Origin of the sequence: Streptomyces panaciradicis (genome assembly GCF_023516615.1) — a bacterium.
Lineage (GTDB): Bacteria > Actinomycetota > Actinomycetes > Streptomycetales > Streptomycetaceae > Streptomyces > Streptomyces panaciradicis.
The window spans coordinates 1-24,001 of the sequence record NZ_JAMGBF010000195.1 but is presented as its reverse complement, the minus strand read 5'-3'; the positions used below and the strand labels follow the sequence as shown (position 1 = coordinate 24,001).

21 protein-coding genes, 3 tRNA genes and 1 pseudogene are annotated in these 24,001 nt (G+C 71.5%); 14 read left to right on the top strand and 11 right to left on the bottom strand.

Features of this window, described 5'->3' with window-relative positions; all coding sequences use genetic code 11:
• The 5 genes and pseudogenes from M8J74_RS39940 to M8J74_RS39920 form a co-directional block, all read left to right on the top strand.
• A pseudogene (locus M8J74_RS39940) lies at nucleotides 1-792 on the top strand (DNA polymerase III subunit gamma and tau); the annotation flags it as partial.
• 532 nt (nucleotides 793-1,324) lie between these two features.
• Nucleotides 1,325-2,575 (top strand): phosphoribosylamine--glycine ligase, encoded by a 1,251-nt coding sequence (gene purD / locus M8J74_RS39935; protein ID WP_249841112.1) that lies wholly within the window; start codon nucleotides 1,325-1,327, stop codon nucleotides 2,573-2,575.
• 355 nt (nucleotides 2,576-2,930) lie between these two features.
• Nucleotides 2,931-4,685: a M48 family metalloprotease gene (locus M8J74_RS39930; protein ID WP_249841113.1), complete on the top strand. Its 1,755-nt coding sequence runs from the start codon at nucleotides 2,931-2,933 to the stop codon at nucleotides 4,683-4,685.
• 168 nt (nucleotides 4,686-4,853) lie between these two features.
• Nucleotides 4,854-6,356, top strand: a complete 1,503-nt coding sequence (locus tag M8J74_RS39925) for a N,N-dimethylformamidase beta subunit family domain-containing protein (protein WP_249841111.1) — start codon at nucleotides 4,854-4,856, stop codon at nucleotides 6,354-6,356.
• Nucleotides 6,357-6,463: 107 nt separating this feature from the next.
• Nucleotides 6,464-7,363, top strand: a complete 900-nt coding sequence (locus M8J74_RS39920) for a phosphoribosylaminoimidazolesuccinocarboxamide synthase (protein WP_249841110.1) — start codon at nucleotides 6,464-6,466, stop codon at nucleotides 7,361-7,363.
• 42 nt (nucleotides 7,364-7,405) lie between these two features.
• Here M8J74_RS39920 and M8J74_RS39915 read toward each other — a convergent pair.
• The 8 genes from M8J74_RS39915 to M8J74_RS39880 all read right to left on the bottom strand — a co-directional run bounded on the left by M8J74_RS39915 (nucleotide 7,406) and on the right by M8J74_RS39880 (nucleotide 11,947).
• Nucleotides 7,406-7,481: transfer RNA gene (locus M8J74_RS39915), tRNA-Gly, on the bottom strand.
• Nucleotides 7,482-7,504: 23 nt separating this feature from the next.
• A complete protein-coding gene (locus tag M8J74_RS39910; RefSeq protein WP_249841109.1) occupies nucleotides 7,505-8,119 on the bottom strand; it encodes a response regulator transcription factor in 615 nt (204 codons plus the stop codon).
• A complete protein-coding gene (locus tag M8J74_RS39905) occupies nucleotides 8,116-9,393 on the bottom strand; it encodes a sensor histidine kinase (protein WP_249841108.1) in 1,278 nt (425 codons plus the stop codon). Before M8J74_RS39905 ends, M8J74_RS39910 begins: the two co-directional genes overlap by 4 nt.
• Nucleotides 9,390-10,169, bottom strand: a complete 780-nt coding sequence (locus tag M8J74_RS39900) for an ABC transporter permease (protein WP_249841107.1) — start codon at nucleotides 10,167-10,169, stop codon at nucleotides 9,390-9,392. Before M8J74_RS39900 ends, M8J74_RS39905 begins: the two co-directional genes overlap by 4 nt.
• The gene (locus tag M8J74_RS39895) at nucleotides 10,166-11,098 is read right to left on the bottom strand and encodes an ABC transporter ATP-binding protein (RefSeq protein ID WP_249841106.1); all 933 of its coding nucleotides are present in this window, start codon (nucleotides 11,096-11,098) and stop codon (nucleotides 10,166-10,168) included. The genes M8J74_RS39900 and M8J74_RS39895 overlap by 4 nt, the downstream gene beginning before the upstream one ends.
• A gap of 167 nt (nucleotides 11,099-11,265) precedes the next feature.
• Nucleotides 11,266-11,338: transfer RNA gene (locus M8J74_RS39890), tRNA-Gly, on the bottom strand.
• Between the two features lie 81 nt (nucleotides 11,339-11,419).
• Nucleotides 11,420-11,491, bottom strand: a tRNA-Gly gene (locus M8J74_RS39885).
• 138 nt (nucleotides 11,492-11,629) lie between these two features.
• Nucleotides 11,630-11,947: a histone-like nucleoid-structuring protein Lsr2 gene (locus tag M8J74_RS39880; protein ID WP_200699669.1), complete on the bottom strand. Its 318-nt coding sequence runs from the start codon at nucleotides 11,945-11,947 to the stop codon at nucleotides 11,630-11,632.
• Between the two features lie 280 nt (nucleotides 11,948-12,227).
• Between M8J74_RS39880 and purS the strand changes: the two genes are divergently transcribed.
• The 7 genes from purS to purM all read left to right on the top strand — a co-directional run bounded on the left by purS (nucleotide 12,228) and on the right by purM (nucleotide 19,502).
• Entirely contained in the window at nucleotides 12,228-12,491 is a 264-nt protein-coding gene (gene purS / locus M8J74_RS39875; protein ID WP_067445574.1) for a phosphoribosylformylglycinamidine synthase subunit PurS, read from the top strand.
• Nucleotides 12,488-13,168 (top strand): phosphoribosylformylglycinamidine synthase subunit PurQ, encoded by a 681-nt coding sequence (purQ, locus tag M8J74_RS39870; protein ID WP_058924448.1) that lies wholly within the window; start codon nucleotides 12,488-12,490, stop codon nucleotides 13,166-13,168. The genes purS and purQ overlap by 4 nt, the downstream gene beginning before the upstream one ends.
• Nucleotides 13,165-15,423 carry a phosphoribosylformylglycinamidine synthase subunit PurL gene (gene purL / locus M8J74_RS39865; RefSeq protein ID WP_249841105.1) on the top strand — a complete coding sequence of 753 codons (2,259 nt, stop codon included), beginning with the start codon at nucleotides 13,165-13,167 and terminating at the stop codon, nucleotides 15,421-15,423. Before purQ ends, purL begins: the two co-directional genes overlap by 4 nt.
• A gap of 93 nt (nucleotides 15,424-15,516) precedes the next feature.
• Nucleotides 15,517-16,314: a maleylpyruvate isomerase family mycothiol-dependent enzyme gene (locus M8J74_RS39860; RefSeq protein ID WP_249841104.1), complete on the top strand. Its 798-nt coding sequence runs from the start codon at nucleotides 15,517-15,519 to the stop codon at nucleotides 16,312-16,314.
• 37 nt (nucleotides 16,315-16,351) lie between these two features.
• Complete coding sequence (locus M8J74_RS39855; RefSeq protein WP_249841103.1) at nucleotides 16,352-16,798, top strand: META domain-containing protein; 447 nt, start codon at nucleotides 16,352-16,354, stop codon at nucleotides 16,796-16,798.
• Between the two features lie 61 nt (nucleotides 16,799-16,859).
• Nucleotides 16,860-18,389, top strand: a complete 1,530-nt coding sequence (purF, locus tag M8J74_RS39850; protein ID WP_058924452.1) for an amidophosphoribosyltransferase — start codon at nucleotides 16,860-16,862, stop codon at nucleotides 18,387-18,389.
• A 45-nt stretch (nucleotides 18,390-18,434) separates the two neighbouring features.
• Nucleotides 18,435-19,502 carry a phosphoribosylformylglycinamidine cyclo-ligase gene (gene purM / locus M8J74_RS39845; protein ID WP_249841102.1) on the top strand — a complete coding sequence of 356 codons (1,068 nt, stop codon included), beginning with the start codon at nucleotides 18,435-18,437 and terminating at the stop codon, nucleotides 19,500-19,502.
• A gap of 71 nt (nucleotides 19,503-19,573) precedes the next feature.
• Here the strand turns inward: purM and M8J74_RS39840 are convergent, their stop codons facing one another.
• On the bottom strand, nucleotides 19,574-19,831 hold the full coding sequence (locus M8J74_RS39840) for a DUF3073 domain-containing protein (protein ID WP_058924454.1): 258 nt from the start codon (nucleotides 19,829-19,831) through the stop codon (nucleotides 19,574-19,576).
• Between the two features lie 281 nt (nucleotides 19,832-20,112).
• The gene (locus M8J74_RS39835; protein ID WP_058924455.1) at nucleotides 20,113-21,216 is read right to left on the bottom strand and encodes a Leu/Phe/Val dehydrogenase; all 1,104 of its coding nucleotides are present in this window, start codon (nucleotides 21,214-21,216) and stop codon (nucleotides 20,113-20,115) included.
• Nucleotides 21,217-21,438: 222 nt separating this feature from the next.
• Between M8J74_RS39835 and M8J74_RS39830 the strand changes: the two genes are divergently transcribed.
• Both M8J74_RS39830 and bldC read left to right on the top strand, forming a co-directional pair.
• Nucleotides 21,439-22,281 (top strand): DUF8083 family protein, encoded by an 843-nt coding sequence (locus tag M8J74_RS39830; protein WP_249841101.1) that lies wholly within the window; start codon nucleotides 21,439-21,441, stop codon nucleotides 22,279-22,281.
• Nucleotides 22,282-22,816: 535 nt separating this feature from the next.
• On the top strand, nucleotides 22,817-23,023 hold the full coding sequence (bldC, locus tag M8J74_RS39825; protein WP_003949541.1) for a developmental transcriptional regulator BldC: 207 nt from the start codon (nucleotides 22,817-22,819) through the stop codon (nucleotides 23,021-23,023).
• Nucleotides 23,024-23,495: 472 nt separating this feature from the next.
• Here bldC and M8J74_RS39820 read toward each other — a convergent pair whose 3' ends face one another.
• Nucleotides 23,496-23,687 carry a DUF6274 family protein gene (locus M8J74_RS39820; RefSeq protein ID WP_249841100.1) on the bottom strand — a complete coding sequence of 64 codons (192 nt, stop codon included), beginning with the start codon at nucleotides 23,685-23,687 and terminating at the stop codon, nucleotides 23,496-23,498.
• Nucleotides 23,688-24,001 lie beyond the last annotated feature (314 nt).

The following is a 24,001-nucleotide window of genomic DNA, read 5'->3' as shown; positions in this document are numbered from 1 at the left end:
CGTCGGCCCGGCGGCTGGCCCACGGCGGCTCCGGCTGGCGGTGGGGGACAGCCCCCGGCCGCGCCCAGCGCTCCGGCTCCCGCTCCGGCCGCGGCTCCCGCCCCCGCCCCGGCGGCAGGTGAACCGGCCTACGCCCCGCCCAGCGGCGGACTCGACCCCCGCATGCTCTGGCCGAACATCCTCGAAGCGGTCAAGAACCGCCGCCGCTTCACCTGGATCCTGCTCAGCCAGAACGCCCACGTGGCCGGCTTCGACGGCACCACCCTGCAACTGGGCTTCGTCAACGCCGGCGCCCGCGACAACTTCGTCAGCAGCGGCAGTGAGGACGTCCTGAAGGCCGCTCTGGGCGAGCAGTTCAGCGTCCAGTGGAAGATCGAGGCGGTCGTCGACCCGAGCGGCGGCTCCGGTCCGCCCCCCTCGGGCGGCCCCTCGGCGCCCTCCGGCTTCAACGGCGGAGGCGGCTTCGCGGGCGGAGGCGGCTACGGCGGCGGTGGCGCGGGCGGCTACGGCGGTACCGCCACCGCCCAGCGCCCGGCTCCCGCCCAGTCGGCGCACACCGCTCCCACGTCCCCCGGCGCGTCCTTCTCACCGAGCCCGAACCTCGGCCCGAGCACGGGTTCGGGCCCGTCCCCGGCGGCCCGGCCCTCCGCCCCGGAACCGCCGCCGGTCTCCATCGAGGACGACATCCCCGAGGACGACGACCCCGACCTCAACGAGTCGGCCCTGTCCGGCCGCGAGCTGATCGTGCGAGAGCTGGGGGCGACGGTGGTCGAGGAGTTCACGAACGAGTAGCGGCGGGGGCGGGCGCAACAGGCCCGTCCGGGCCACGGCGCAGGTGTGCCGCCCCGTCCGCACCGGGCTGTCAGGAGCACAGCCCCCGATGGACCCATCCACCCGTCCACCGGCACCCGGGCTGTCCGAAGCGCGGCCCTGCGGGACTAATCCGACCCGTCCCGTAACCCGGGCTGTCCGAAGTCCGACCCGGGGACGGATCCGATCCGTCTCGCACCCCGGGCTGTCCGGACTTGGGCCCCGGCGGACCGACCCGCGCGGATCTCGGCGCCGGCCCACCAATCCAGCCCGTCCGGCGTTTGAGGACGAGGCCCGTTCAGGGCCGAAGGTTCAGGGAGTCGCAGGCCCCGGAACAGCGGCACGGCGCCACCACGCCGCCCCAGCCCCGCGACGGGAACCGCGACACCACGCCAACCCCACCCACCCAGCCACCCCATCCCAACCCACCCCCGCCCCGACTTGGAGGAACCTACAGCCCCCCAACCCCCCACCCCTCGGAACCCCGCACAAAAACCCCGTTAGGCTGACCCCCGTGAAGGTCCTCGTCATCGGTAGCGGTGCCCGCGAACACGCCCTGTGCCACTCCCTCTCCCACGACCCCGACGTCACCGCCCTGCACTGCGCCCCCGGCAACGCCGGTATCGCAGGGGTGGCCGAGTTGCACGAGGTCGACGCCCTCGACGGCGAAGCGGTCTCCGCGCTGGCCGAACGGCTCGGCGCCGACCTCGTCGTCGTGGGCCCGGAGGCCCCGCTCGTCGCCGGGGTCGCCGACGCCGTGCGCGAGGCGGGCATCCCGGTCTTCGGCCCCTCCCGGGAGGCCGCGCGGATCGAGGGCTCCAAGGCCTTCGCGAAGGACGTGATGGCGGGGGCCGGCGTCCCCACGGCCCGCTCCTACGTCTGCACCACCCCGGACGAGGTCGACACGGCCCTCGACGCCTTCGGCGCCCCGTACGTCGTCAAGGACGACGGCCTCGCCGCCGGCAAGGGCGTCGTCGTCACCTCCGACCTCGACACCGCCCGCGCCCACGCCAACTCCTGCGAGCGCGTCGTCATCGAGGAGTTCCTGGACGGCCCCGAGGTCTCCCTCTTCGCCATCACCGACGGCCAGACGGTCGTCCCGCTCCAGCCCGCCCAGGACTTCAAGCGCGCCCTCGACGGCGACGAGGGCCCGAACACCGGCGGCATGGGCGCGTACTCCCCGCTCCCGTGGGCCGACCCGAAGCTGGTCGACGAGGTGCTGCAGACGGTCCTGCAGCCGACCGTCGACGAGATGCGCCGCCGCGGCACCCCCTTCTCCGGCCTTCTCTACGCGGGCCTCGCGATCACCTCCCGCGGTGTCCGGGTCATCGAGTTCAACGCCCGCTTCGGCGACCCGGAGACCCAGGTGGTCCTGGCCCGTCTGAAGACCCCGCTGGCCGGCGTCCTGCTGGCCGCGGCGAACGGCACCCTCGCCGACCTGGAGCCGCTGCGCTGGAGCGACGACGCCGCGGTCACCGTGGTCGTCGCCTCGCACAACTACCCCGGCACCCCGCGCACCGGCGACCCGATCACCGGCCTCGACGAGGTGGCCGCCGAGGACGCCCCGCACGCCTACGTCCTGCACGCCGGCACCCGGCGCGAGGGCGACGCGGTCGTCAGCGCCGGCGGCCGCGTGCTGTCCGTCACGGCGACCGGCAAGGACCTCGCCGAGGCCCGCGAGCGCGCCTACGGGGCCGTCGCCCGCATCCGCCTGGACGGCTCCCAGCACCGCACCGACATCGCGGCCAAGGCGGCGGGCGCCTGACGGCCGTATCGCCCGGATGAACCCCGCAGGCCCCGCGTCCGTCTTCGGATGCGGGGCCTGTGTCGTGCCCCCTGCCGCCGCCGTTCTTCGAATCTGAGTCAAGAACAGGGGCCTGATCGTCGCTTTCCGTCATCCACCTCTGACCAAAGCCATTCCATCGAGTGACCGCTCCCCCATCCGGCTGACGGGGGCCGAGGGCCCAACTAGGGTGCGGCGCAAGCGTTCCGGCACTTGGCCCACCGGCATTGCGATGTCAGTGGCGGGTGCCACAGTGGGGGAGTGACCAAAGCCAGGACAGCTGGACATTCAGGACAGCAGGGGAGGGGGTGAGATACCGGTGGTGACCGGTACCGGCATGGGTGCGGAAGTGGGCGCGCAGGCCGCGCGCTCGAGGGCTCTCGCCGTGCTGCGCATCCGCAGCCGCGCGCTGGCCGTGGCGCTGCTGCCCGCGGCGGTCGCCGTGATCCTGCTCGCCGGCGACTCCACGGGCCATCTCGTGGGCCCGTTCTGGCACGCCGCCCGCTGGGCGGTGACCCCTGTCGCCGTCCTCGTGCTGCTGGCCGCCGGAGTCATCGCCCTGGTCGTCGCCCGGGCCCGCCCGGCCGTGACCCCGACCGTCCCCGTCCCGGAGGGCTCGGCGCCTGATCTGTACCGGATGGTGCGCGACCTCGCCGACCGCCTGGACGTCCCGGCTCCGTCGGCGATAGCGCTCACCCCGGACTGCGACAGCTGGCTGGAGGACCGCACCCATCCTTCGCACGGCCCGCCCGCGCGGGAGGACGGCGACGAGATAGCCGGCGCCCGCTCCGCCCACCGCCGCGCGGCCACGGCCCCCGTCCTGGTCATCGGCTCGCCGTTCCTGTGGTGGATGCGCGTCGGTGAACTGCGCGCGGTCCTCGCCCCGGTCGTCGCGGGTACGGGCCCCTCGGCCCACCCGGACATAGCCGCCGCCCGGCGCTTCGTGCGCGGGCTGGACGCCGCGGTGGCCGTTGCCTCCACCCCTGCGCGCTGTCCGCTGACCCGGGGCGTCTGCGCCGGACTTGGCGCCGTCGCGCGCCTGCTGCTCCGCAGCTGCCGGGAGCACGCGGCGCTGATGGAGCGCGGTGTCGCGGCGGCGGCGGCCGAGCGTGCACAGGCTGTGGACTACGGCCTGCGCATCGTCGCCCAGGAACAGGTGGGCCTGGCCTACGCGGGCTGGGACCGTCTCCTGACCCGGGTGGCGCTGCCCGCCTGGCGGATGGGCCGCTGGCCGTCCCGGCTGGACGCGGGGGTGGTGGCGGCCCTGACGGAGCTGTCCCGCCGTGACCGCCTCGCCGAGGGCTTCGCCTCCCGCCTGGGCGAGCGTCCGGCCTGCGACCTGCTGGAGGAGCCCGGCGCGGTCGACGAGGCCGTCTCCCTCCTCGCCGCCCGGCTCTTCCACGGCGGCCCCGCCGAGACCGGTCCCGACTGGGCCCCGGTGGACTGGCAGGAGTATCCGGAGGAGGTCGTCGACCGCAAATGGCGCACGGACGCCGCCCGCCTCCACCACGTCCTGGACACCCTGGGCGTCACCCGCTCCACGGACCCCGCGGCCCCGGCCCCGGACGGCCCCACCCTGACCCGGATCCTGGCCCACCTCTCGGCACCTCCGAGCCCGGTCCCCATCGCCTCGGATACCGGGCCGGCCGCGCCCGAGCGCCCCGCGCCCGCCGACCTCGGGGACGAGGCCGAGACAGAGGTCGAGAACGAACGCGCGGCCGCCCTCGCCGCGGCCCTGACCGCCCAGCTCGCCCGGGAGGAGGCCGCCTCCGCCCCCCGGCCGACCGCCGCCGACCCCGCCCCCTGGGACGACACGGCACTGCCCCTGTTCCCGCTCCAACCGCCCCGCACGGCCCGCGAGCTGCTCACCGACCATGTCACCGCGATGGTGTGCTGCGCCGCCATGGACACCGCCGGCGGGGCCCCGGGCCTGGACTGGCTGGACGGCCCCACACTCCTGATCGCCGGCGAACGGGCCGCCGACCTGACCCCCCGGGTCCTCAGCCTCGTGGAGGACGGCGACCCCGCCCCCCTGCGGGCCTGGCTGCGGGAGTCCGGCATACGCCCGGAGAAACCCGTGCGGCTCGTCTGACCCCGCCCACCCAGCCGTACCGGAACGAGCTGTTCCACTTTCGGCCAATTCGCAACGAACTGTGACCACCTGCGTGCGTAATGTGATGTGCTGGGACCGATCGGGCACATGGCAAGGGCTTGCGGCACAGGACACGCGACCACGGGGGCACGAGGGAGGGGAGCGATCATGGAATCGGAGCGATCGGACCACATCCGCCGCTGGGAGTCCGGAGCGCTGGCACACGCCGTCACCGATCCCTTCGGCCAGGGCCCCGTCCCCTGGCTGCGCGGCAACGTCACCTACTTCGACGACACCGGCCAGGTCGTCCCCTGGTACCTGGACGGCCAGGCCCACCCCCCGACGCCCGGCACCCACCGGGTCCCGGGTCCCCGGAGCGCCGGCGGCCCGCGCTCCGCCGACGACGTCCACCGCCAGATCAAGGGCTTCATCTCCACCGGCGCGGTCGCCCCGGGGCAGGCCGTCGACTTCCACATCACGGTCGACCCGCCCCAGGAGTTCGCCGTGGACATCTACCGCATCGGCCACTACGGCGGCGACGGTGCGGCCAAGATCACCACCAGCCCCCGCCTCTCCGGCATCGTCCAGCCCCCGCCGCTCACCGCCGACCGCACGGTCTCCTGCCACCACTGGTGGCTGTCGTGGCGGCTGCAGATCCCGAGCCACTGGAGCATCGGGGCGTACGTGGCCGTCCTGACCACCGTCGACGGCTACCGCTCCCACATCCCGTTCACGATCCGCGACAACCACCCCGCCGACCTGCTGCTGCTCCTGCCCGACGTGACCTGGCAGGCGTACAACCTCTACCCGGAGGACGGCCGCACCGGCGCCAGCCTCTACCACGCCTGGGATGAGCACGGCCGGCTCCTCGGCGAGTCCGACGCGGCGACGACCGTCTCCTTCGACCGCCCGTACGCAGGCGCCGGCCTCCCCCTCCACGTGGGCCACGCCTACGACTTCATCCGCTTCGCCGAGCGCTACGGCTACGACCTCGCCTACGCCGACGCCCGCGACCTGCACGCGGGGCACGTCGACCCCACCCGCTACCGGGGCCTGGTCTTCCCCGGGCACGACGAGTACTGGTCGGCGAACATGCGCCGCACCGTCGAGATCGCCCGTGAGAACGGCACGTCCCTGGTCTTCCTCTCCGCGAACACCATGTACTGGCAGGTGGAGTTGGGCCCGTCCCCGTCCGGGGTGCCGGACCGCCTGCTGACCTGCCGAAAACGCAAGGGCCCCGGCAAACCCGTCCTGTGGCGGGAGATCGACCGCCCCGAGCAGCAGGTGGTCGGCATCCAGTACGCGGGCCGGGTCCCCGAGCCCCATCCCCTGATCGTCCGCAACGCCGACCACTGGCTGTGGGAGGCGACCGGCGCGCACGAGGGCGACCCGATCGAGGGGATGGTCGCGGGCGAGGCGGACCGCTACTTCCCGCGCACCCCGCTGCCCGACCACGAGGACCGCATCCTGCTGGCGCACTCCCCGTACACCGACTCCGAGGGCGTCCAGCGCCACCAGGAGACCTCGCTGTACCGCGCCCCCTCCGGCGCCCTGGTGTTCGCGTCGGGGACCTTCGCCTGGTCGCCCGCCCTGGACCGTCCGGGCCACGTCGACCCCCGCGTCCAGCGCGCCACCGCCAACCTCCTGGACCGCATCTGCAAACGTGACTGAGCTCACGTACGCCCACGTCACCGCCCCTTTCGAGCCGACCCCACCCCCTGGGCGATCCCCGGCATACGGGAGAATCGAGCCATAGGACAGAACTACGGGGAGGAACCGTGTCCGGATTCGTAGAAAAGCCCGAGCCGCTCCAGGTTCCGGGCCTGGTTCACCTCCACACCGGCAAGGTGCGCGAGCTCTACCAGAACGAGGCGGGCGACCTCGTGATGGTCGCCAGTGACCGCATTTCCGCCTACGACTGGGTGCTGCCGACGGAAATCACCGACAAGGGCCGGGTGCTGACCCAGCTGTCCCTGTGGTGGTTCGACCAGATCGCCGATCTCATCCCCAACCATGTGCTGAGCACCGAACTGCCGGCCGGCGCCCCCGCCGACTGGGCCGGCCGGACGCTCGTCTGCAAGTCGCTGCGGATGGTCCCGGTGGAGGCCGTCGCCCGCGGCTACCTGACCGGCTCGGGCCTGCTGGAGTACAACGACTCCCGCACGGTCTGCGGGCTGGCGCTGCCCGAGGGTCTGGTCGACGGCAGCGAGCTGCCCGCCCCGATCTTCACCCCGGCCACCAAGGCCGAGGTCGGCGAGCACGACGAGAACGTCTCGTACGAGGAGGTCGCGCGCCGCGTCGGCGCCGACACCGCGGCCGAGCTGCGCCAGGCCACCCTGGCCGTCTACGGGCGCGGCCGGGACATCGCCCGGGACCGCGGCATCATCCTCGCCGACACCAAGTTCGAGTTCGGCTTCGACGGCGACACCCTGGTCCTCGCGGACGAGATCCTCACCCCGGACTCCTCCCGGTTCTGGCCGGCCGACCAGTGGCAGCCGGGCCGCGCGCAGCCGTCGTACGACAAGCAGTTCGTGCGCGACTGGCTGACCTCGCCGGAGTCCGGCTGGGACCGCAAGAGCGAGCAGCCCCCGCCGCCGCTGCCGCAGCAGGTCGTGGACGCGACGCGGGCGAAGTACATCGAGGCGTACGAGCGTCTGACGGGCACGAGCTGGAGCTGAGCCCATGACGAAGGCCCCGGTCGGTGACCGGGGCCTTCGCTGTGGAGCGGACGACGAGGCTCGAACTCGCGACCTCAACCTTGGCAAGGTTGCGCTCTACCAACTGAGCTACGTCCGCAGTGCGCCGTGGCGCGACGCCAACTATACCCAACCTCGCTCCCGTGCGAGCCGCACGGCCGCGTGCCGGTTCTCCGCACCGAGCTTCGAGACGGCCGACGAGAGATAGTTCCGTACGGTTCCCTGCGACAGCGCGGCCCGCTCGGCGATCTCCGCGACGGGCGCCCCGTCGGCGGCCAGTTCCAGCACCTCGGCCTCCCGCGCGGTCAGCGGGGAGTCCCCGGCGGCGATGGCGTCGGCCGCCAACTCGGGGTCGACGTAACGCTGTCCGGAGTGCACGGTCCGGATGATCTCGGCGAGGCGCTGGGCGCTCACCGTCTTGGGGACGAACCCGCGCACCCCCGCCGCGAGGGCCCGCTTGAGATGCCCGGGCCGCCCGTGACCGGTCACGATCAGCACCCGGCAGCCGGGCAGTTCGGCCCGCAGCGATGTGGCGACCTTCACACCGTCGGCGCCCGGCATCTGCAGATCCAGCACGGCCACGTCCGGTTCGTGCGCCCTCGCCATCGCGAGCGCCTCCGGCCCGCTCGCCGCCTCGGCGACGACCAGGAGGTCGTCCTCCAGCCCGAGCAGCGCGGCCAGCGCACCCCGGATCAGATGCTCGTCGTCGGCGAGCAGCAGCCGTACGGGGCCGGTCATGCCGAGACCTCGCGCACCTGCACGGGCACCTCGGCCACCACCCGGAACAGGTCTCCTCCGACCCGGCCGGCCTCCAGGGTCCCGCCCACCGCCGACAGCCGCTCCCGCAGCCCCGCCAGCCCCGAGCCGCCCGCGCCGGAGGGAGCCGAACCCTCCGCGCCCGCGGGAGCCGAGGCCCCGTCGTTCTCCACGGTCAGCACCACACGTCCTTCCTCCACCGTCAGGACGACCGCGCACCGTCTGGTGTCGCCGTGCCGCAGCACGTTCGTCGTCGCCTCGCGCACGACCCAGCCGAGCGCCGACTGCACCTCCGGAGCCAGTTCCGCGGCCGCTCCGCGCACCTCGCACTCGATCCCGGCCGCGCTCAACACGCCTTGCGCACCCGCGAGTTCGATCGCCAGGTCGGCCTTGCGGTATCCCCGTACGACCTCCCGCACCTCCCGCTGCGACTCCTGGGCGATCCGCTGCACCTCGATCATCTGCTCCACCGCCTCCGGCCGTCCGCGCCGCGCCAGCTGAACGGCCAGCTCGCTCTTGAGCGCGATGACGGCCAGGTTCCGCCCCACCACGTCGTGCAGGTCGCGCCCGAACCGCAGCCGCTCCTCGGCGACGGCGAGCCGGGCCTCGACCTCGCGGGCCCGCTCCGCCTCCCACAGCACGGACAGGGTCCAGGCGCCGCAGCGGCAGGCGAGCAGCGAGAAGAGCGCGCCGAAGACGGTCATGACCCCGATCGCGAGAATCCCCGCGGGCTCCTGGTCGAACGCGCCGAAGGCGGCCATCAGTACGACGGCGAGCACGGCGGACCGGCGCAGGAACACCCCGATGGGCGCCACCAGCCCGTACAGCAGCCCGAAGGGCAGCAGCGCGGCGCCGGCGAAGAGCCGGACGGCCACCGGGTCGGCGCCGTCCAGTGAGGCCAGCACCAGGGTCAGGGCCAGTGCCAGGGCGAGCAGGGCGGCGGCGGGGCGCAGTGCGCCGGGCGGGAGGGCGGCCCGGCCCAGGTAGTGGTCGAGCACGGCCCGGGTGCGCCGGTTGGCCTCGACGCACTGCAGGGCGCCGACGAGGAGCAGCAGACCGCCGACGGCGAGCGGCGCCGGCCGCCGGGTCAGTGCGCCCACCAGGGGCAGCCCGAGCCAGGAGACGGAGAACACCCAGGTCGTGACGTACCAGGTGATCACGCTCTGCAGCTCGACCCGCTCGGCCTTGCTCCGCTCCCGCCAGTGGCGCCGCTGCCATCCCCGTATGCGCCCGAGCACCGCTCCCCCGTCCGTCAACGCCGGGGCTCCCACCGGAACCACCGCCGTACAGCAAACACCGCGGCCGCGAGCCAGGCCAGTGCGACCGCCGCGGACGCCAGCGCCTCGGCGGCGCTGAGCCGTCCGGTGAACCCGCCGCTCACCAGCCGGATCGCGGGGGACAGCGGCAGGAGCTCGCACACGGAGGCGAACCGGTCGGGCAGGGTGCCGGCCGGGATCGCGATGCCCGAGCCCAGCATCGACACGAACACCAGGGGCAGCGCCGTGACCTGGGCGCTCTCGACGGTCCGGGTGAAGGAGGCGGTGAGCGCGGCGAGCGCGGCGCACAGCAGCAGACCCGTGAGGACGCCGAGCGCGGTCAGGTACGGCGCCCGTGGTGCCCCCGCGTCGAGGAAGAGCACGCAGCCGAACGTCAGCACCAGTGACTGGGCGAGGCCGAGGCACGCGGCGGGCAGGGCGGTGCCGAGGAGGATCTCGGCGTCGCCGAGTTCCCCGGTCCGCAGCCGTTTGAGGACGAGTTCCTCACGGCGCGCGACGAAGGCGCTCACCAGGCCGGTGTAGACCGAGAACAGGAACGAGAAGCCGATGGCCGCGGTCAGCATCACCGTGCCGGTGTTCAGCCCCGACCGCTGGAGATCCATCCCGTCGAGCGCGGGCCTGACGGTGAACGGCAGCGCCAGCGGCACCAGCAGGGCCGTGGTCACCGCGCTCCGGTTGCGTCCCAGCAGCGTCAGCTCCGCCCGGGCCAGGGCCCGCAGCCGCCGTCCGGCAGGGGCGAGGACGAGCGCGCTCACGCCGCCACCTCCTGCTCCCGGGCGATCCCGAGGAACGCCTCCTCCAGCGAGGCCGACCGCACGTCGAGCCCCGGCAGCTCCACCCGCTCACCCTGCGCCCACACCAGCAGTGCGGTGGCCGCCCGCTGCAGCTCCCGGGTCCGCAGGCGTACGACCCTGCCGTCCAGCTCGTGCCCGCACACCCCCAGCTCGCCGAGGGGTGGCAGGTCGCCCAGGAAGTAGCCGTCGGGCAGCCGGAAGGAGATGCGGGCGGGCTGGGCGGCCGTCACCTCGGCGGGCGTGCCGGTCGTCGCGATGCGTCCCTCGTGCAGGATCGCCAGCCGGTCGGCGAGGCCCTCGGCCTCCTCCAGGTAGTGCGTGGTCAGCAGCACCGTCGTACCCGTCTCGCGCAGTTGCCGCACCAACTCCCAGGTGTCCCGGCGTCCTTCGGCGTCGAGGCCGGTGGTCGGCTCGTCCAGGAACAGCACCTCGGGCTCGCCGAGCAGCGCGAGCGCCAGGTCCAGGCGGCGCCGTTCACCCCCGGACAGCTGTTTCACGCGTACGCCGCTGCGGCCCGCGAGCCCGACCAGCTCCAGCGCCTCGGTCTCCGGCCGCGCCCCGCTCACGCAGCCCGCCCACATCCGCGCGGTCTCGGCGACGGTCAGCTCGGACGGGAACCCGCCCTCCTGGAGCATCACGCCCGTGCGGGGCCGTACGGCGGCCCGCTCCTCGTACGGGTCGTGCCCGAGCACCCGCACCCGGCCCCCGGCCGGCCGCGCGAGCCCCTCCAGCAGTTCCACCGTCGACGTCTTGCCCGCGCCATTGGTGCCGAGCAGAGCGAAGATCTCGCCGCGGTTCACGGAGAAGGTGATCCCGCGCACCGCCTCGAACCCGCCCCCGTACACACGCCGCAGGTCAGTGACCTCAATCACGTGTTCGTTCGTGTCCATGTCCCCAGCGTCCCGGCGCCGGGGAGCGGTCAGCAGTGCGCGCTGTCATCGCTCGGCATGACAAATGTCAGACAGGGAGGGCAGGGAGGGCAGGGCGGGCAGGGATGGCCTTGGGAGACGCGAACATGAAAAAGCCCCTCGGCCGAAGCCGGGGGGCTTGATTCCAGAGCGGACGACGAGGCTCGAACTCGCGACCTCAACCTTGGCAAGGTTGCGCTCTACCAACTGAGCTACGTCCGCATTGCCTCCGACCGGCTCCCACCGATCGGCGCGAGCACCAGCCTACCTGATCCACAACAGTGGTCCGGACCGGTGGTGCAGAGCGGGTGACAGGAATTGCACACTGCGCCTTCCCCCTGGAAGGGGGATGTTCTGCTACTGAACTACACCCGCGTGTACTCCGTGAGGTTCGGCCTTTCGGCCTTGCCCCTCGGCGTGCTCCAGACTCTAGCCGACCAGGAGGGGTGCAGCGCAAGTCGGTTCTCCCGAGGGGCGGCTGACCGGCCGTCGGTCCGGGGCCGGTCCCTGCCCCTACTGGGCCTCGCCGAACGCCTCGTAGACCTTCTTGGGGATGCGCCCGCGGGCCGGGACGTCCATCTTGTTGGCCTGCGCCCAGGCCCGGACGGCGGCGGGGTCGGGGGCGACCTCGGTCTGCCGGTAGGTCTTGCCCGACTTCGACCGCTTGCGGCCGGCCTCCACGTAGGGCTCGAGCGCCTTACGCAGTTTCTCGGCATTGGCTTGATTCAGGTCGATCTCGTACGACTTGCCGTCGAGTCCGAAGGCGATCGTTTCCGCCGCTTCCGAGCCGTCGATGTCGTCAAAGAGAGTGACCACGACCTTCTGCGCCACGAATATCGGTCCCTTCATTCGGCACGTGCCAAATTATTTGTACAGTGCCCGGCAAAGCATTGTGAAGCCCGACTAAATCCTTTGGCGTGTCCGAGCGCAATAGGTACCGGGTGCCGATCCCGGAAATTTTGGTGAACAAGACGCCGCCCGGTCGATCGTGACCGCGGTCACGTAGATTCCTACAAGTCAACGCGCGTAGAAATTTCGTGCGGGTAGTCTGAAGACGCCTGTCGGAGACACCTTCAGGAACCTGCTCAGCACCACACCATCGGGAGTGCCAGTGGCACGCGTCGTAGTCGACGTCATGCTCAAGCCGGAGATCCTCGACCCCCAGGGCCAGGCGGTCCAGCGCGCACTGCCGCGGCTGGGTTTCGAAGGCATCTCCGATGTACGTCAGGGAAAGCGATTCGAACTGGAAGTTGACGGGCCGGTCGACGAGGCCGCGCTCGCCCGCATCCACGATCTCGCCGAATCCTTCCTGGCCAACACCGTGATCGAGAACTTCACCGTGCGGGTCGAGGAAGTCGCGGAGGCCGTGAAGTGACCGCTCGTATTGGCGTCGTCACTTTCCCGGGCAGCCTCGACGACCGGGACACCCAGCGCGCGATCCGCCTCGCGGGCGCCGAACCGGTCGCCCTCTGGCACAAGGACAAGGACCTGCACCAGGTGGACGCGGTCGTCCTCCCCGGTGGTTTCTCCTACGGCGACTATCTGCGGGCCGGCGCCATCTCCCGCTTCTCGCCCGTGATGGAGACGGTCATCGAGCAGGCGAAGGCCGGACTGCCGGTCCTCGGCATCTGCAACGGCTTCCAGATCCTCACCGAGGCCCACCTGCTGCCGGGCGGGATGCTCGGCAACGACCACCTGCACTTCATCTGCCGCGACCAGAAGCTGCGGGTGGAGAACGCGGAGACGGCCTGGACCGTGGACTACGAGGCGGGCCAGGAGATCCACATCCCGCTGAAGAACATGGACGGCCGGTACGTCGCCGACGAGTACACCCTCGACAAGCTCGAGGCCGAGGGCCGCGTCGCCTTCCGCTACGTCGACTTCAACCCCAACGGCTCGCTCCGCGACATCGCGGGCATCACCAACGAGGCCGGCAACGTCGTGGGCCTGATGCCGCACCCCGAGCACGCCACCGAGCCGCTGATCGGCACGGGCCGCACCGACGGCCTCCCCTTCTTCACCTCGATCCTCAAGAAGCTGGTCACCGCATGAGCAGGACGCCTCTGGACACGGTCGAGAACGCGGCCGCGACCCCCGACGTCGAGCTGCCCTGGGCCGAACTCGGCCTGAAGAAGGACGAGTACGAGCGGGTGGTGGAGATCCTCGGCCGCCGCCCGACCGGCGCCGAGCTCGCCATGTACTCCGTCATGTGGTCCGAGCACTGCTCGTACAAGAGCAGCAAGGTCCACCTGCGCCAGTTCGGCGAGAAGGCCCCGCAGTCCGACGCGCTCCTCGTCGGCATCGGCGAGAACGCCGGCGTGGTCGACGTCGGCCAGGGCTACGCGGTCACCTTCAAGGTCGAGTCGCACAACCACCCGTCGTACGTCGAGCCCTACCAGGGCGCGGCCACCGGCGTCGGCGGCATCGTGCGCGACATCATCGCGATGGGCGCCCGCCCGGTCGCGGTCGTGGACCCGCTGCGCTTCGGCGCGGCCGACCACCCCGACACCAAGCGCGTCCTGCCGGGTGTCGTCGCCGGCATCGGCGGCTACGGCAACTGCCTGGGCCTGCCCAACATCGGCGGCGAGGTCGTCTTCGACGCCTGCTACCAGGGCAACCCGCTGGTCAACGCCGGTGCCATCGGCGTCATGCGGCACGAGGACATCCACCTCGCCAAGGCGTCCGGCGCCGGCAACAAGGTCATCCTCTACGGCGCCCGGACCGGCGGCGACGGCATCGGCGGCGCCTCGATCCTGGCCTCCGAGACCTTCGACGACGCCAAGCCGTCGAAGCGCCCGGCCGTCCAGGTCGGCGACCCCTTCCAGGAGAAGCTCCTCATCGAGTGCACCCTGGAGGCGTTCAAGGAGAAGCTGGTCGTCGGCATCCAGGACCTCGGCGCGGCCGGTCTGTCCTGCGCCACCTCCGAGCTCGCCTCCAACGGCTCCGGCGGCATGCGCGTCACCCTGGACGACGTACCGCTGCGCGACTCCACGCTCTCGCCCGAGGAGATCCTCATGAGCGAGTCGCAGGAACGCATGTGCGCGGTCGTGGAGCCGGAGAAGGTCGAGCGCTTCCTGGAGATCTGCGAGAAGTGGGACGTCATCGCCACCGTCATCGGTGAGGTGACCGACGGCGACCGCCTGGAGATCTACTGGCACGGCGGCAAGATCGTCGACGTCGCCCCGCGCACCGTCGCCCACGACGGCCCGGTCTACGAGCGCCCGTACGCCCGCCCGGACTGGCAGGACGCCCTCCAGGCCGACGACGCGAACAAGCTGCCCCGGCCGGCCACGGGCGAGGAGCTGAAGGACCAGGTCCTGAAGCTGGTGGCCTCCCCCAACCAGGCCTCCAAGAAGTGGATCACCTCGCAGTACGACCACTTCGTGCAGGGCAACACGGTGCTGGCCCAGCCCGAGGACTCGGGCATGATCCGCATCGACGAGGAGACCGGCCTCGGCGTCGCCATCGCGACCGACGGCAACGGCCGGTACGCCAAGCTCGACCCGTACACCGGCGCCCAGCTGGCGCTCGCGGAGGCGTACCGCAACGTCGCCACCACCGGCGCCAAGCCGCTCGCCGTCTCCGACTGCCTGAACTTCGGCTCGCCCGAGGACCCGGCCGTCATGTGGCAGTTCGCCGAGGCCATCCGTGGTCTCGCGGACGGCTGCCAGCAGCTCGGCACCCCGGTGACCGGTGGCAACGTCTCGCTCTACAACCAGACGGGCGAGGCCGCCATCCACCCGACCCCCGTGGTCGCGGTCCTCGGTGTGATCGACGACGTCGCCCGCCGCACGCCGGTCGCCTTCCAGGAGGAGGGCCACCTGCTGTACCTCCTCGGCGACACGCGTGAGGAGTTCGGCGGCTCGGCCTGGTCGCAGGTCGTCCACGACCACCTCGGCGGCCTGCCGCCCAAGGTCGACCTGGAGCGGGAGCGGCTGCTCGGCGAGATCCTGATCTCCGCCAGCCGCGACGGCATGATCGACTCGGCGCACGACCTGTCCGACGGCGGCCTGATCCAGGCGGTCGTGGAGTCGGCGCTGCTCGGCGGCAGGGGCGCGCGTCTGGTCGTCCCGGACGGGCTGGACGCCTTCACGTTCTGCTTCTCCGAGTCGGCGGGCCGCGCGGTCGTCGCCGTGCCGCGCTCCGAGGAGGTCCGCTTCAACGACATGTGCGGCGCCCGGGGCCTGCCCGTGACCCGCATCGGTGTCGTCGACGGCGAGTCGGTGGAGCTCCAGGGCGAGTTCGAGCTCTCCCTGGAGGAGCTGCGCCGGGCGCACGAGGAGACCATCCCCGCGCTGCTGAAGTAGGCGCCCGTACGCCGCCGAAGGCCCCGCCCGTGACGAACGGGCGGGGCCTTCGGCCGTGTCCGGGCCCCGCGCCGGCCGCTCTAGGCTGAGCCCATGTCACCGGCCAGGAAACGCGCGCGCACGTACGACTCCGCCAAGATCCGCAAGGCCGTGGCGGCGCAGTTCGACCACGTCCGCGAGGCCGTCGGCACGCTCGGCCCCGAGCAGCTCGCGCTGCCGACCCGGCTCGGCGACTGGTCGGTGCGGGAGCTGGTCGCGCACATCGGCATCTGCGTCGACGTCGTCGCCCGTCTCGCAGAGCGGCCGGAGCCGCCCAGGGCGGAGATCACGGTGCTGGACTGGGCGTTCGGTACCGCCGCGAACGCCTCGCGGCTCTCCGAGGCCGCCCGCGAGATCGCCGGGCGCGACGTCGACGCCGACGCCTCCCTGACCGCCGTCGCCGAGCGGCTGTCCGGCACGCTCGCCGGTACGCCCGACGCCCGTGTCCTCGCCTTTCGCACCGGCGCCCTCACCCTCGCCGACCTGCTGGTCACCCGTACCGTCGAACTCGTCGTCCACACCGACGACCTGAACGCGGCGGTGCCGGGGCTTGAGGTGCCGTACGACCGGCAGGCCCTCGCGGCCTGCACCCGGCTGCTCGCGGACGCCCTCGCCGCGAAGGCGCCGGGCGGCTCCACCGAGGTGCGGGTCCCGCCGTACGCCGTGGTGCAGTGCGTCGAGGGGCCCCGGCACACCCGCGGCACCCCGCCCAACGTCGTCGAGACCGACCCGCTGACCTGGGTCCGGCTGGCGACCGGGCGGCTGGCCTGGACGGACGCGCTCGCGGACGCCAAGGTCAGCGCGAGCGGGGAGCGGGCGGACCTCGGCGGGCTGCTGCCCGTGATGAGCTGAGCCGGAACCGGGCGCGGGTCCCTCCCGTCCCATCCCCATGGACACACAGCGACTCACCCTCGCCGTCCTGACACTGGTGCCGCTCGCGGTGGCGTGCGGCAGCGAGAAGGCGGACGGCGGCAGCGGCTCGGTGGCCGTCGAGCGGCCCGTCACGGGCGTCGACTGGAGCGTCAGGGACATCACCGTGAACGGCACGACCAGCGCCGCGCACGGCGACCCGTACCTCTCCTTCGACGCCAAGACCCACAAGGTGGCCGGCCGGCTCGGCTGCAATCACGTCAACTCGACGGCGACCGTACGCGCCGGGCACATCACGCTCGGCCGACCGATGACCACCCGAATGATGTGCGACGCCTCACTCATGCAGACCGAACGAGCCCTGCTGGGCCTGTTCCATCACACGGTCGGCTACCGAGTCGATCACGACACCCTCACGCTGACCAGCACAAACGGCCTGACGGTCCGGGCCGTCGTCCGAAAGTGATCCACTACTGACCAGTAACCCCAATTCGGACCAGTGGTCGATCTCGCCTACACTCGGAGCCGTGCCACGTGGTGACGGTCGACTCAATCATGATCTGCTCCCCGGTGAGAAAGGCCCCCAGGACGCCTGCGGCGTCTTCGGAGTCTGGGCTCCGGGCGAAGAGGTCGCCAAGCTCACTTACTTCGGGCTCTACGCCCTCCAGCATCGGGGCCAGGAATCCGCGGGTATCGCGGTCAGCAACGGCTCCCAGATCCTCGTCTTCAAGGACATGGGCCTCGTCTCCCAGGTCTTCGACGAGACCTCTCTCGGTTCGCTCCAGGGTCACATCGCGGTCGGACACGCCCGCTACTCGACCACCGGCGCCTCCGTGTGGGAGAACGCCCAGCCGACGTTCCGCGCCACCGCGCAGGGCTCCATCGCGCTCGGCCACAACGGCAACCTGGTCAACACGGCGCAGCTCGCCGAGATGGTCGCCGACCTGCCGAAGAAGGAGGGCGGCCGCGCCCCGCGCGTGGCGGCCACCAACGACACCGACCTCCTGACGGCGCTGCTCGCCGCCCAGGAGGACGCGGACGGCAAGCCGCTGACCATCGAGGAGGCGGCCCACACGGTCCTGCCGAAGGTGCGCGGCGCCTTCTCCCTGGTCTTCATGGACGAGCACACCCTCTACGCCGCCCGCGACCCGCAGGGCATCCGCCCGCTGGTCCTCGGCCGGCTGGAGCGCGGCTGGGTGGTCGCCTCCGAGTCCGCCGCCCTCGACATCTGCGGCGCCAGCTACGTCCGCGAGATCGAGCCGGGCGAGTTCGTCGCCATCGACGAGAACGGCCTGCGCACCTCCCGATTCGCGGACGCGAAGCCCAAGGGCTGTGTCTTCGAGTACGTGTACCTGGCCCGCCCGGACACCGACATCGCCGGCCGCAACGTCTACCTCTCCCGCGTGGAGATGGGCCGCAAGCTGGCGAAGGAGGCTCCGGTCGAGGCCGATCTGGTCATAGCGACCCCGGAGTCCGGAACGCCCGCGGCCATCGGCTACGCGGAAGCCTCCGGCATCCCCTTCGGCGCCGGACTGGTCAAGAACGCCTATGTCGGGCGGACCTTCATCCAGCCCTCGCAGACCATCCGGCAGCTCGGCATCCGCCTGAAGCTGAACCCGCTGAAGGAAGTCATCAAGGGCAAGCGCCTGGTCGTCGTCGACGACTCGATCGTGCGCGGCAACACCCAGCGGGCGCTGGTGCGGATGCTGCGCGAGGCGGGCGCGGCCGAGGTCCACATCCGGATCTCCTCGCCGCCCGTGAAGTGGCCCTGCTTCTTCGGCATCGACTTCGCCACCCGCGCCGAGCTCATCGCCAACGGCATGACGATCGACGAGATCGGCACCTCGCTGGGCGCCGACTCCCTGGCCTACATCTCCATCGACGGCATGATCGAGGCGACCACCATCGCCAAGCCGAACCTCTGCCGCGCCTGCTTCGACGGCGAGTACCCGATGGAGCTCCCCGACCCCGAGCTGCTCGGCAAGCAGCTCCTGGAGACCGAGCTGGCCGCGGGGCCGGCCGCCACGGCCGCGGCCGACGCGATCCGTCGCCCGTAGACCGCCCGTCATACCTGCCGTACGACACGAAAGTTCTCTACTGCCATGTCTGAGACAACTGGTGCCAGCTACGCAGCCGCGGGCGTCGACATCGAAGCGGGCGACCGCGCCGTGGAGCTCATGAAGGAGTGGGTGAAGAAGACGCAGCGCCCCGAGGTCCTCGGCGGCCTCGGCGGCTTCGCCGGCCTCTTCGACGCCTCCGCCCTGAAGAACTACGAGCGGCCCCTGCTCGCCTCCGCCACCGACGGCGTGGGCACGAAGGTGGACATTGCCCGGCAGCTGGGCGTGTACGACACCATCGGCCACGACCTGGTCGCGATGGTCATGGACGACATCGTGGTGTGCGGCGCCGAGCCGCTGTTCATGACCGACTACATCTGCGTCGGCAAGGTCCACCCCGAGCGGGTCGCCGCGATCGTCAAGGGCATTGCGGAAGGCTGTGTGCTGGCCGGGTGCGCCCTGGTGGGCGGCGAGACGGCCGAACACCCGGGTCTGCTGGGCGAGGACGACTTCGACGTCGCCGGCGCCGGTACGGGCGTCGTGGAGGCCGACCGGCTGCTGGGCGCCGATCGCATCCGTACGGGTGACACCGTCATCGCCATGGCGGCCTCCGGGCTTCACTCGAACGGGTACTCGCTCGTCCGGCATGTCCTGCTGGACCGGGCGGGTCTGTCCCTGGAGGCGCGGATCGAGGACCTGGGCCGCACCCTCGGCGAGGAACTGCTGGAGCCGACCAAGATCTACTCGCTGGACTGCCTGGCCCTGACGCGCACCACGGACGTGCACGCCTTCAGCCACGTCACCGGCGGCGGGCTCGCGGCCAACCTGGCCCGGGTGATCCCGGACGGCCTGCACGCGATCGTCGATCGCTCCACCTGGACCCCGGCCCCGATCTTCGACCTCGTCGGGAAGACGGGTCAGGTCGAGCGCCTGGAGCTGGAGAAGACCCTGAACATGGGCGTCGGCATGATCGCGATCGTGCCCGAGGAGTCCACGGACGTGGCGCTCGCCACCCTGGCGGACCGGGGCGTCGAGGCGTGGGTGGCCGGCGAGATCACCGAGCGGGGCGAGCACACCACCGGTGCCGCCCTGGTCGGGGACTACGCGAGCTGATCCGAGGCAGGCAGCACAGAACCCGGTCGGTGACCGAGGTCACCGACCGGGTAAAGGCTCACTGTGCGACGTCAAGCGCCGCGACGCTGCTGTGAAGGGTTGCCGCCCTCGTCCTCGTCGTCGTCGTCCTCATAGAGGTCGGCGTAACGGGAGTACAGGTCGTCGTCGTCCTGCCCATCGTCCTCGAAATGGTCACCGTTGGGTGACTGATTCGATGTCGACGATGCGCCCAGCTCCTCGGCCAGGCGTGAGAGGTCCGTCCCGCCGCTGTTGTACTTCAGCTGGCGGGCGACCTTCGTCTGCTTGGCCTTGGCCCGGCCGCGCCCCATGGCTCGACCCCCTCAACGACGGGGCTCGACGGCCCCAGAGTCTGACACGCGTTCATGATCTGGAACGGACTCTCCGTGGAGAGGCCGGTCCGTAGGGCTTCCACGGTACCTGAGCCCACGCCCATACGGTACGTCGCCCGCAGGGGCAGCGTGTGCCCAGGACCTTCGAGGCGCCCTGTCCTCGCTGGTCAATCGCGATTTTAACCACTTATCGGCGGCCGACCCGCCGACGAACGTGAGAGTTCTCTCTAAGTGCCCGCCGACGGGTACCGGTCAAACGTTCACAGCACGCGTTTCCCGGCGGCCTCGTGCATCCGCTGCTCGGCGATCCGGTCGGCCGCGGCGGCCGGCGGAATCCCGTCCGTCTTCGCACGTGCGAAGATCGCGAGCGTGGTGTCGAAGATCTTCGCCGCCTTCGCCCTGCACCGCTCGAAGTCGAAGCCGTGCAGCTCGTCGGCGACCTGGATGACACCGCCGGCGTTGACCACGTAGTCCGGCGCGTAGAGGATCCCGCGGTCGGCGAGGTCCTTCTCCACGCCCGGGTGGGCGAGCTGGTTGTTGGCCGCCCCGCAGACGATCCTCGCGGTCAGCACGGGCACGGTGTCGTCGTTCAGGGCGCCGCCCAGCGCGCAGGGGGCGTAGATGTCCAGGCCCTCCACGCGGATCAGGGCCTCGGTGTCGGCGACGGCCGTCACGCCCTCGGGATGGGCCGCCAGGATCCGCCCGACCGCCTCCTCGCGGACGTCCGTGATCACGACCTCGGCGCCCTCGTCGCGCAGGTGCCGCACCAGGTGGTGGCCGACCTTGCCGACGCCCGCGATGCCGACCTTGCGGCCGCGCAGCGACGGGTCGCCCCACAGGTGCTGGGCGCTGGCCCGCATGCCCTGGTAGACGCCGTAGGCGGTCAGCACGGAGGAGTCGCCGGCGCCGCCGTTCTCGGGCGAGCGGCCGGTGGTCCAGCGGCACTCGCGGGCGACGACGTCCATGTCGGCGACGTAGGTGCCGACGTCGCAGGCGGTGACGTACCGGCCGCCGAGGGAGGCGACCATCCGCCCGTAGGCGAGCAGCAGCTCCTCGGTCTTGTCGCGCTCCGGGTCGCCGATGATCACGGCCTTGCCGCCGCCGTGGTCGAGACCGGCCATGGCGTTCTTGTACGACATCCCGCGGGCGAGGTTCAGCGCGTCGGCGACGGCCTCCGCCTCGGTCGCGTACGGGTAGAAGCGCGTGCCGCCGAGGGCCGGGCCCAGGGCGGTGGAGTGGATGGCGATGACGGCCTTCAGCCCGCTGGCGCGGTCCTGGCAGAGCACGACTTGCTCATGTCCGCCCTGGTCCGAGTGGAACAGGGTGTGCAGTACATCAGCAGGTGCGCCGGTCACGTCGGTCACTGTGGTGACTCCTGAAGTAAAGAGCGGCGGGTGGTCTGGGCTCCCGTACGGGTGGCGGGGGCCCGTGAGGACGAGAGTAGAGCCTGTGGGGCCCGCCATCCGGGCAGTGTTGAGGATCACTCACTCCCCAGGAGCGCCCGTGCGACGATTTGCATGGATTTCCCGCGGGTTCGTGGCGGGTTCCGCAGGTTTTCCCGGTGGTGGGCGGGGGAGGGAGCAGGCGTGCCCAAGGTGTCCTCGGTGATCGTCCCGTACGCGACGTATCTGCGCGTCTACGAACCGCTGGCCGCCTTCCCCGAGCCCGAGCGCGGCCACTGGGCCCGCTACGCGGACCGCCGCGACCGGCCCTCGTACCAGGACGAACTGCGCCGCTCCCTCGCCGACCTGCTGCCCACCCCGCCCGTCCCGGTGCCGGTGCACGAGAGCAGCGACGCGTTCGTCCTGGACGTGGAGGGCGTGGTGTGCGTGTGCCCGTGGCGCACCCGGCTGCGCGGCTGGCAGGCCCTGCAGGAGCTGGGCGACGAACTGCCCCCACCGGTCCTCGACGCGGTGCTGCCGGAGGTCGTACGACGGCAGGCGACCCAGGACTACGAGCGCTGGCTGGTGCGCAACCCGGACGCGCGGCCCTGGATCCGCACGGGGACCTGGCAGGTGCCGCTGCACTGGTTCGTGCTGGTCGCCGACGAGGAGCGGCGCTTCGACAAGGGCTCCGGGGACATCCCGCCGATGCTGCGCTACCGGACGCCGATGGTGCAGGCCCGGCGGCGCGTGGCACGCGCCCTGCGGGCGCTGAAGGACGCCATCGACGAGGGGCCGCTCATCGACGGTCTGCTGGACGTGGGGCGCTGGCTGGAGGAGTTCCACCCCCGCTCCCTGGTCGAGCTGGACTACGGCGGCCTGGTGCACACCCTGCCGGCCGGTGAGCTGGAGGACGACCACTCGGCGGCCGACGTGGCCGAGGGCATCGAGGCGCTGCGCCGCGGCGACGGCCCGGCCGCCGGCGAGGCGTACGGGCGGCTCGTGGAGCGCTGGCGGTCCGTCAGGGACCGGCGGTCGGCGAACTAGCGCTCCGGCCCGCTTCGCGGGGCCGCGCCGTGCCTTAGGTAACGAACTGGCGTTTGACGAATCGCCCGTTTTGGGGTTTCGTCCTCGCACCGAGGTTACTGAGGTGTCGTCAACATCGGACGTAGGGCTCGATCCGGGCTTATGTGTCGAGGGTGACGGACCGCACGTTCCCGGCTCTTGCGTCGCTTGCCCCTCCTCATGCCAAAATAGGACAAGGAGTCCGGGGAGGACTCCGTCCGCATTGCACGCTTTGGGGGGTCTGGTGACTCCTGATCGTCCTGTGACTGATCGTCACAGTGGCGTGACTGTCCGCTATGGCATGGTCCATCGGCTTCCGTCGCTGATGAACACCTGGAGGGCAATTCCATCGGTTTGGCCGACGCGGCTGGACAGATGGTGTAGTTGTAGTGCCGAGGACAAGCCGTTCGTCCTATAACCGACTCGACCCGCGTCCACCATTTCGGGCAACGCGGGTCAAGGTGCAGAATTTAGAGGAAAGAACCGAGAAGGTTCGGTTCTCCCGAGGAGGCCGCTCATGACCGCTCGCACCCCTGATGCCGAGCCGCTGCTGACCCCGGCTGAGGTCGCCACCATGTTCCGCGTCGACCCCAAGACGGTCACGCGGTGGGCGAAGGCCGGAAAGCTCACTTCGATCCGTACGCTCGGCGGGCACCGCCGCTACCGCGAGGCGGAGGTCCGTGCTCTGCTCGCGGGCATCCCCCAGCAGCGCAGCGAGGCCTGACAACTTCATAACAGGGCAAACCGGCAGGTCCCCCAACTGCGCCGAGTTGCCCGAACCCTAGCTACAAGCGACGCGGGTTCTGCCCCAACAGGACCCACGCCCAAGCCCATCGGGACTTTTCGAGCAAGCGACAGGGTGCGTCGTCGATCGCGCTGGACTCCGCCGAGTCCGGCGCGATCTTTTTTGTGCGCGCGGCCCGCTCGCCCGGCCGGCCCTGTGGGCGGGCTTGTCGGAGTCTGGGGAGGGCTGTCGGATCTCCTGTGAGCGGTCCCGGGGCGACCCGCCCAGGGTGGTGCAATTGCACATATTAAATTGACCTGTTGTAGGTGGGGCGTAAGTACCGCGATCTCAGAAACTCATGCGGTGACACCCGTCACACGGCTCACAGCTTGTTGGCGCCGCCGCGCGTGCGCTAATGGGGACCGGCGCTCCAGCTTCCCCCGGGCGTACGGGTGTTGGGCGGTCCGGGCGCTCACGCACCGGCGGGGCTCTCTTCCTCGACCACCTCGTCCGGCGCCTCGGCGGCCGGCGGCACGGAGTCCATGGCCAGCCGCTGGAGGTGGTGGCAGATCGGGCAGTGACGGGTCAGATGACGGTACGACGAGGCGGCCGACAGATGCGCACGGAGCAGAGCTCGCGTCTCATGCCTCACCGAAGCCGCCATGCGCCACCTCCAGGACCCACGGGGAAAGGGCCCTGGTCTCTGGGTACCGACGGATGAAGACGCCGTCAAGACGGCATGGGACGCCGGGGGGTCTGTGGGAACACGGAACCGGAAGTGCAAAAGAGCCCGGATCCGAAGATCCGGGCTCTCGACTGCGGTCCTGACGGGATTTGCTGTAGTCGACTGCGGCTGCGCCGCGGGCGCGGCCTCCACCTCGACAGGGCGGTGAGTTGGCGGGGTATACAGAAGGGCCCGCAACCCCCGTAGGGTGCGGGCCCTTCTCTCTTCACTGCGGTCCTGACGGGATTTGAACC

Excerpts from the sequence above, each read along its gene's own strand:
- M8J74_RS39895 (WP_249841106.1), bottom strand. The coding sequence starts at position 11,098 with ATGGACACGAACGAACACGTGATTGAGGTCACTGACCTGCGGCGTGTG.
- M8J74_RS39820 (WP_249841100.1), bottom strand. The coding sequence starts at position 23,687 with ATGGCGGCTTCGGTGAGGCATGAGACGCGAGCTCTGCTCCGTGCGCAT.
- bldC (WP_003949541.1), top strand. The coding sequence starts at position 22,817 with ATGACCGCTCGCACCCCTGATGCCGAGCCGCTGCTGACCCCGGCTGAG.
- purM (WP_249841102.1), top strand. The coding sequence starts at position 18,435 with ATGTCTGAGACAACTGGTGCCAGCTACGCAGCCGCGGGCGTCGACATC.
- M8J74_RS39855 (WP_249841103.1), top strand. The coding sequence starts at position 16,352 with ATGGACACACAGCGACTCACCCTCGCCGTCCTGACACTGGTGCCGCTC.
- M8J74_RS39860 (WP_249841104.1), top strand. The coding sequence starts at position 15,517 with ATGTCACCGGCCAGGAAACGCGCGCGCACGTACGACTCCGCCAAGATC.
- M8J74_RS39925 (WP_249841111.1), top strand. The coding sequence starts at position 4,854 with ATGGAATCGGAGCGATCGGACCACATCCGCCGCTGGGAGTCCGGAGCG.
- purL (WP_249841105.1), top strand. The coding sequence starts at position 13,165 with ATGAGCAGGACGCCTCTGGACACGGTCGAGAACGCGGCCGCGACCCCC.
- M8J74_RS39910 (WP_249841109.1), bottom strand. The coding sequence starts at position 8,119 with ATGACCGGCCCCGTACGGCTGCTGCTCGCCGACGACGAGCATCTGATC.
- M8J74_RS39930 (WP_249841113.1), top strand. The coding sequence starts at position 2,931 with ATGGGTGCGGAAGTGGGCGCGCAGGCCGCGCGCTCGAGGGCTCTCGCC.
- M8J74_RS39840 (WP_058924454.1), bottom strand. The coding sequence starts at position 19,831 with ATGGGGCGCGGCCGGGCCAAGGCCAAGCAGACGAAGGTCGCCCGCCAG.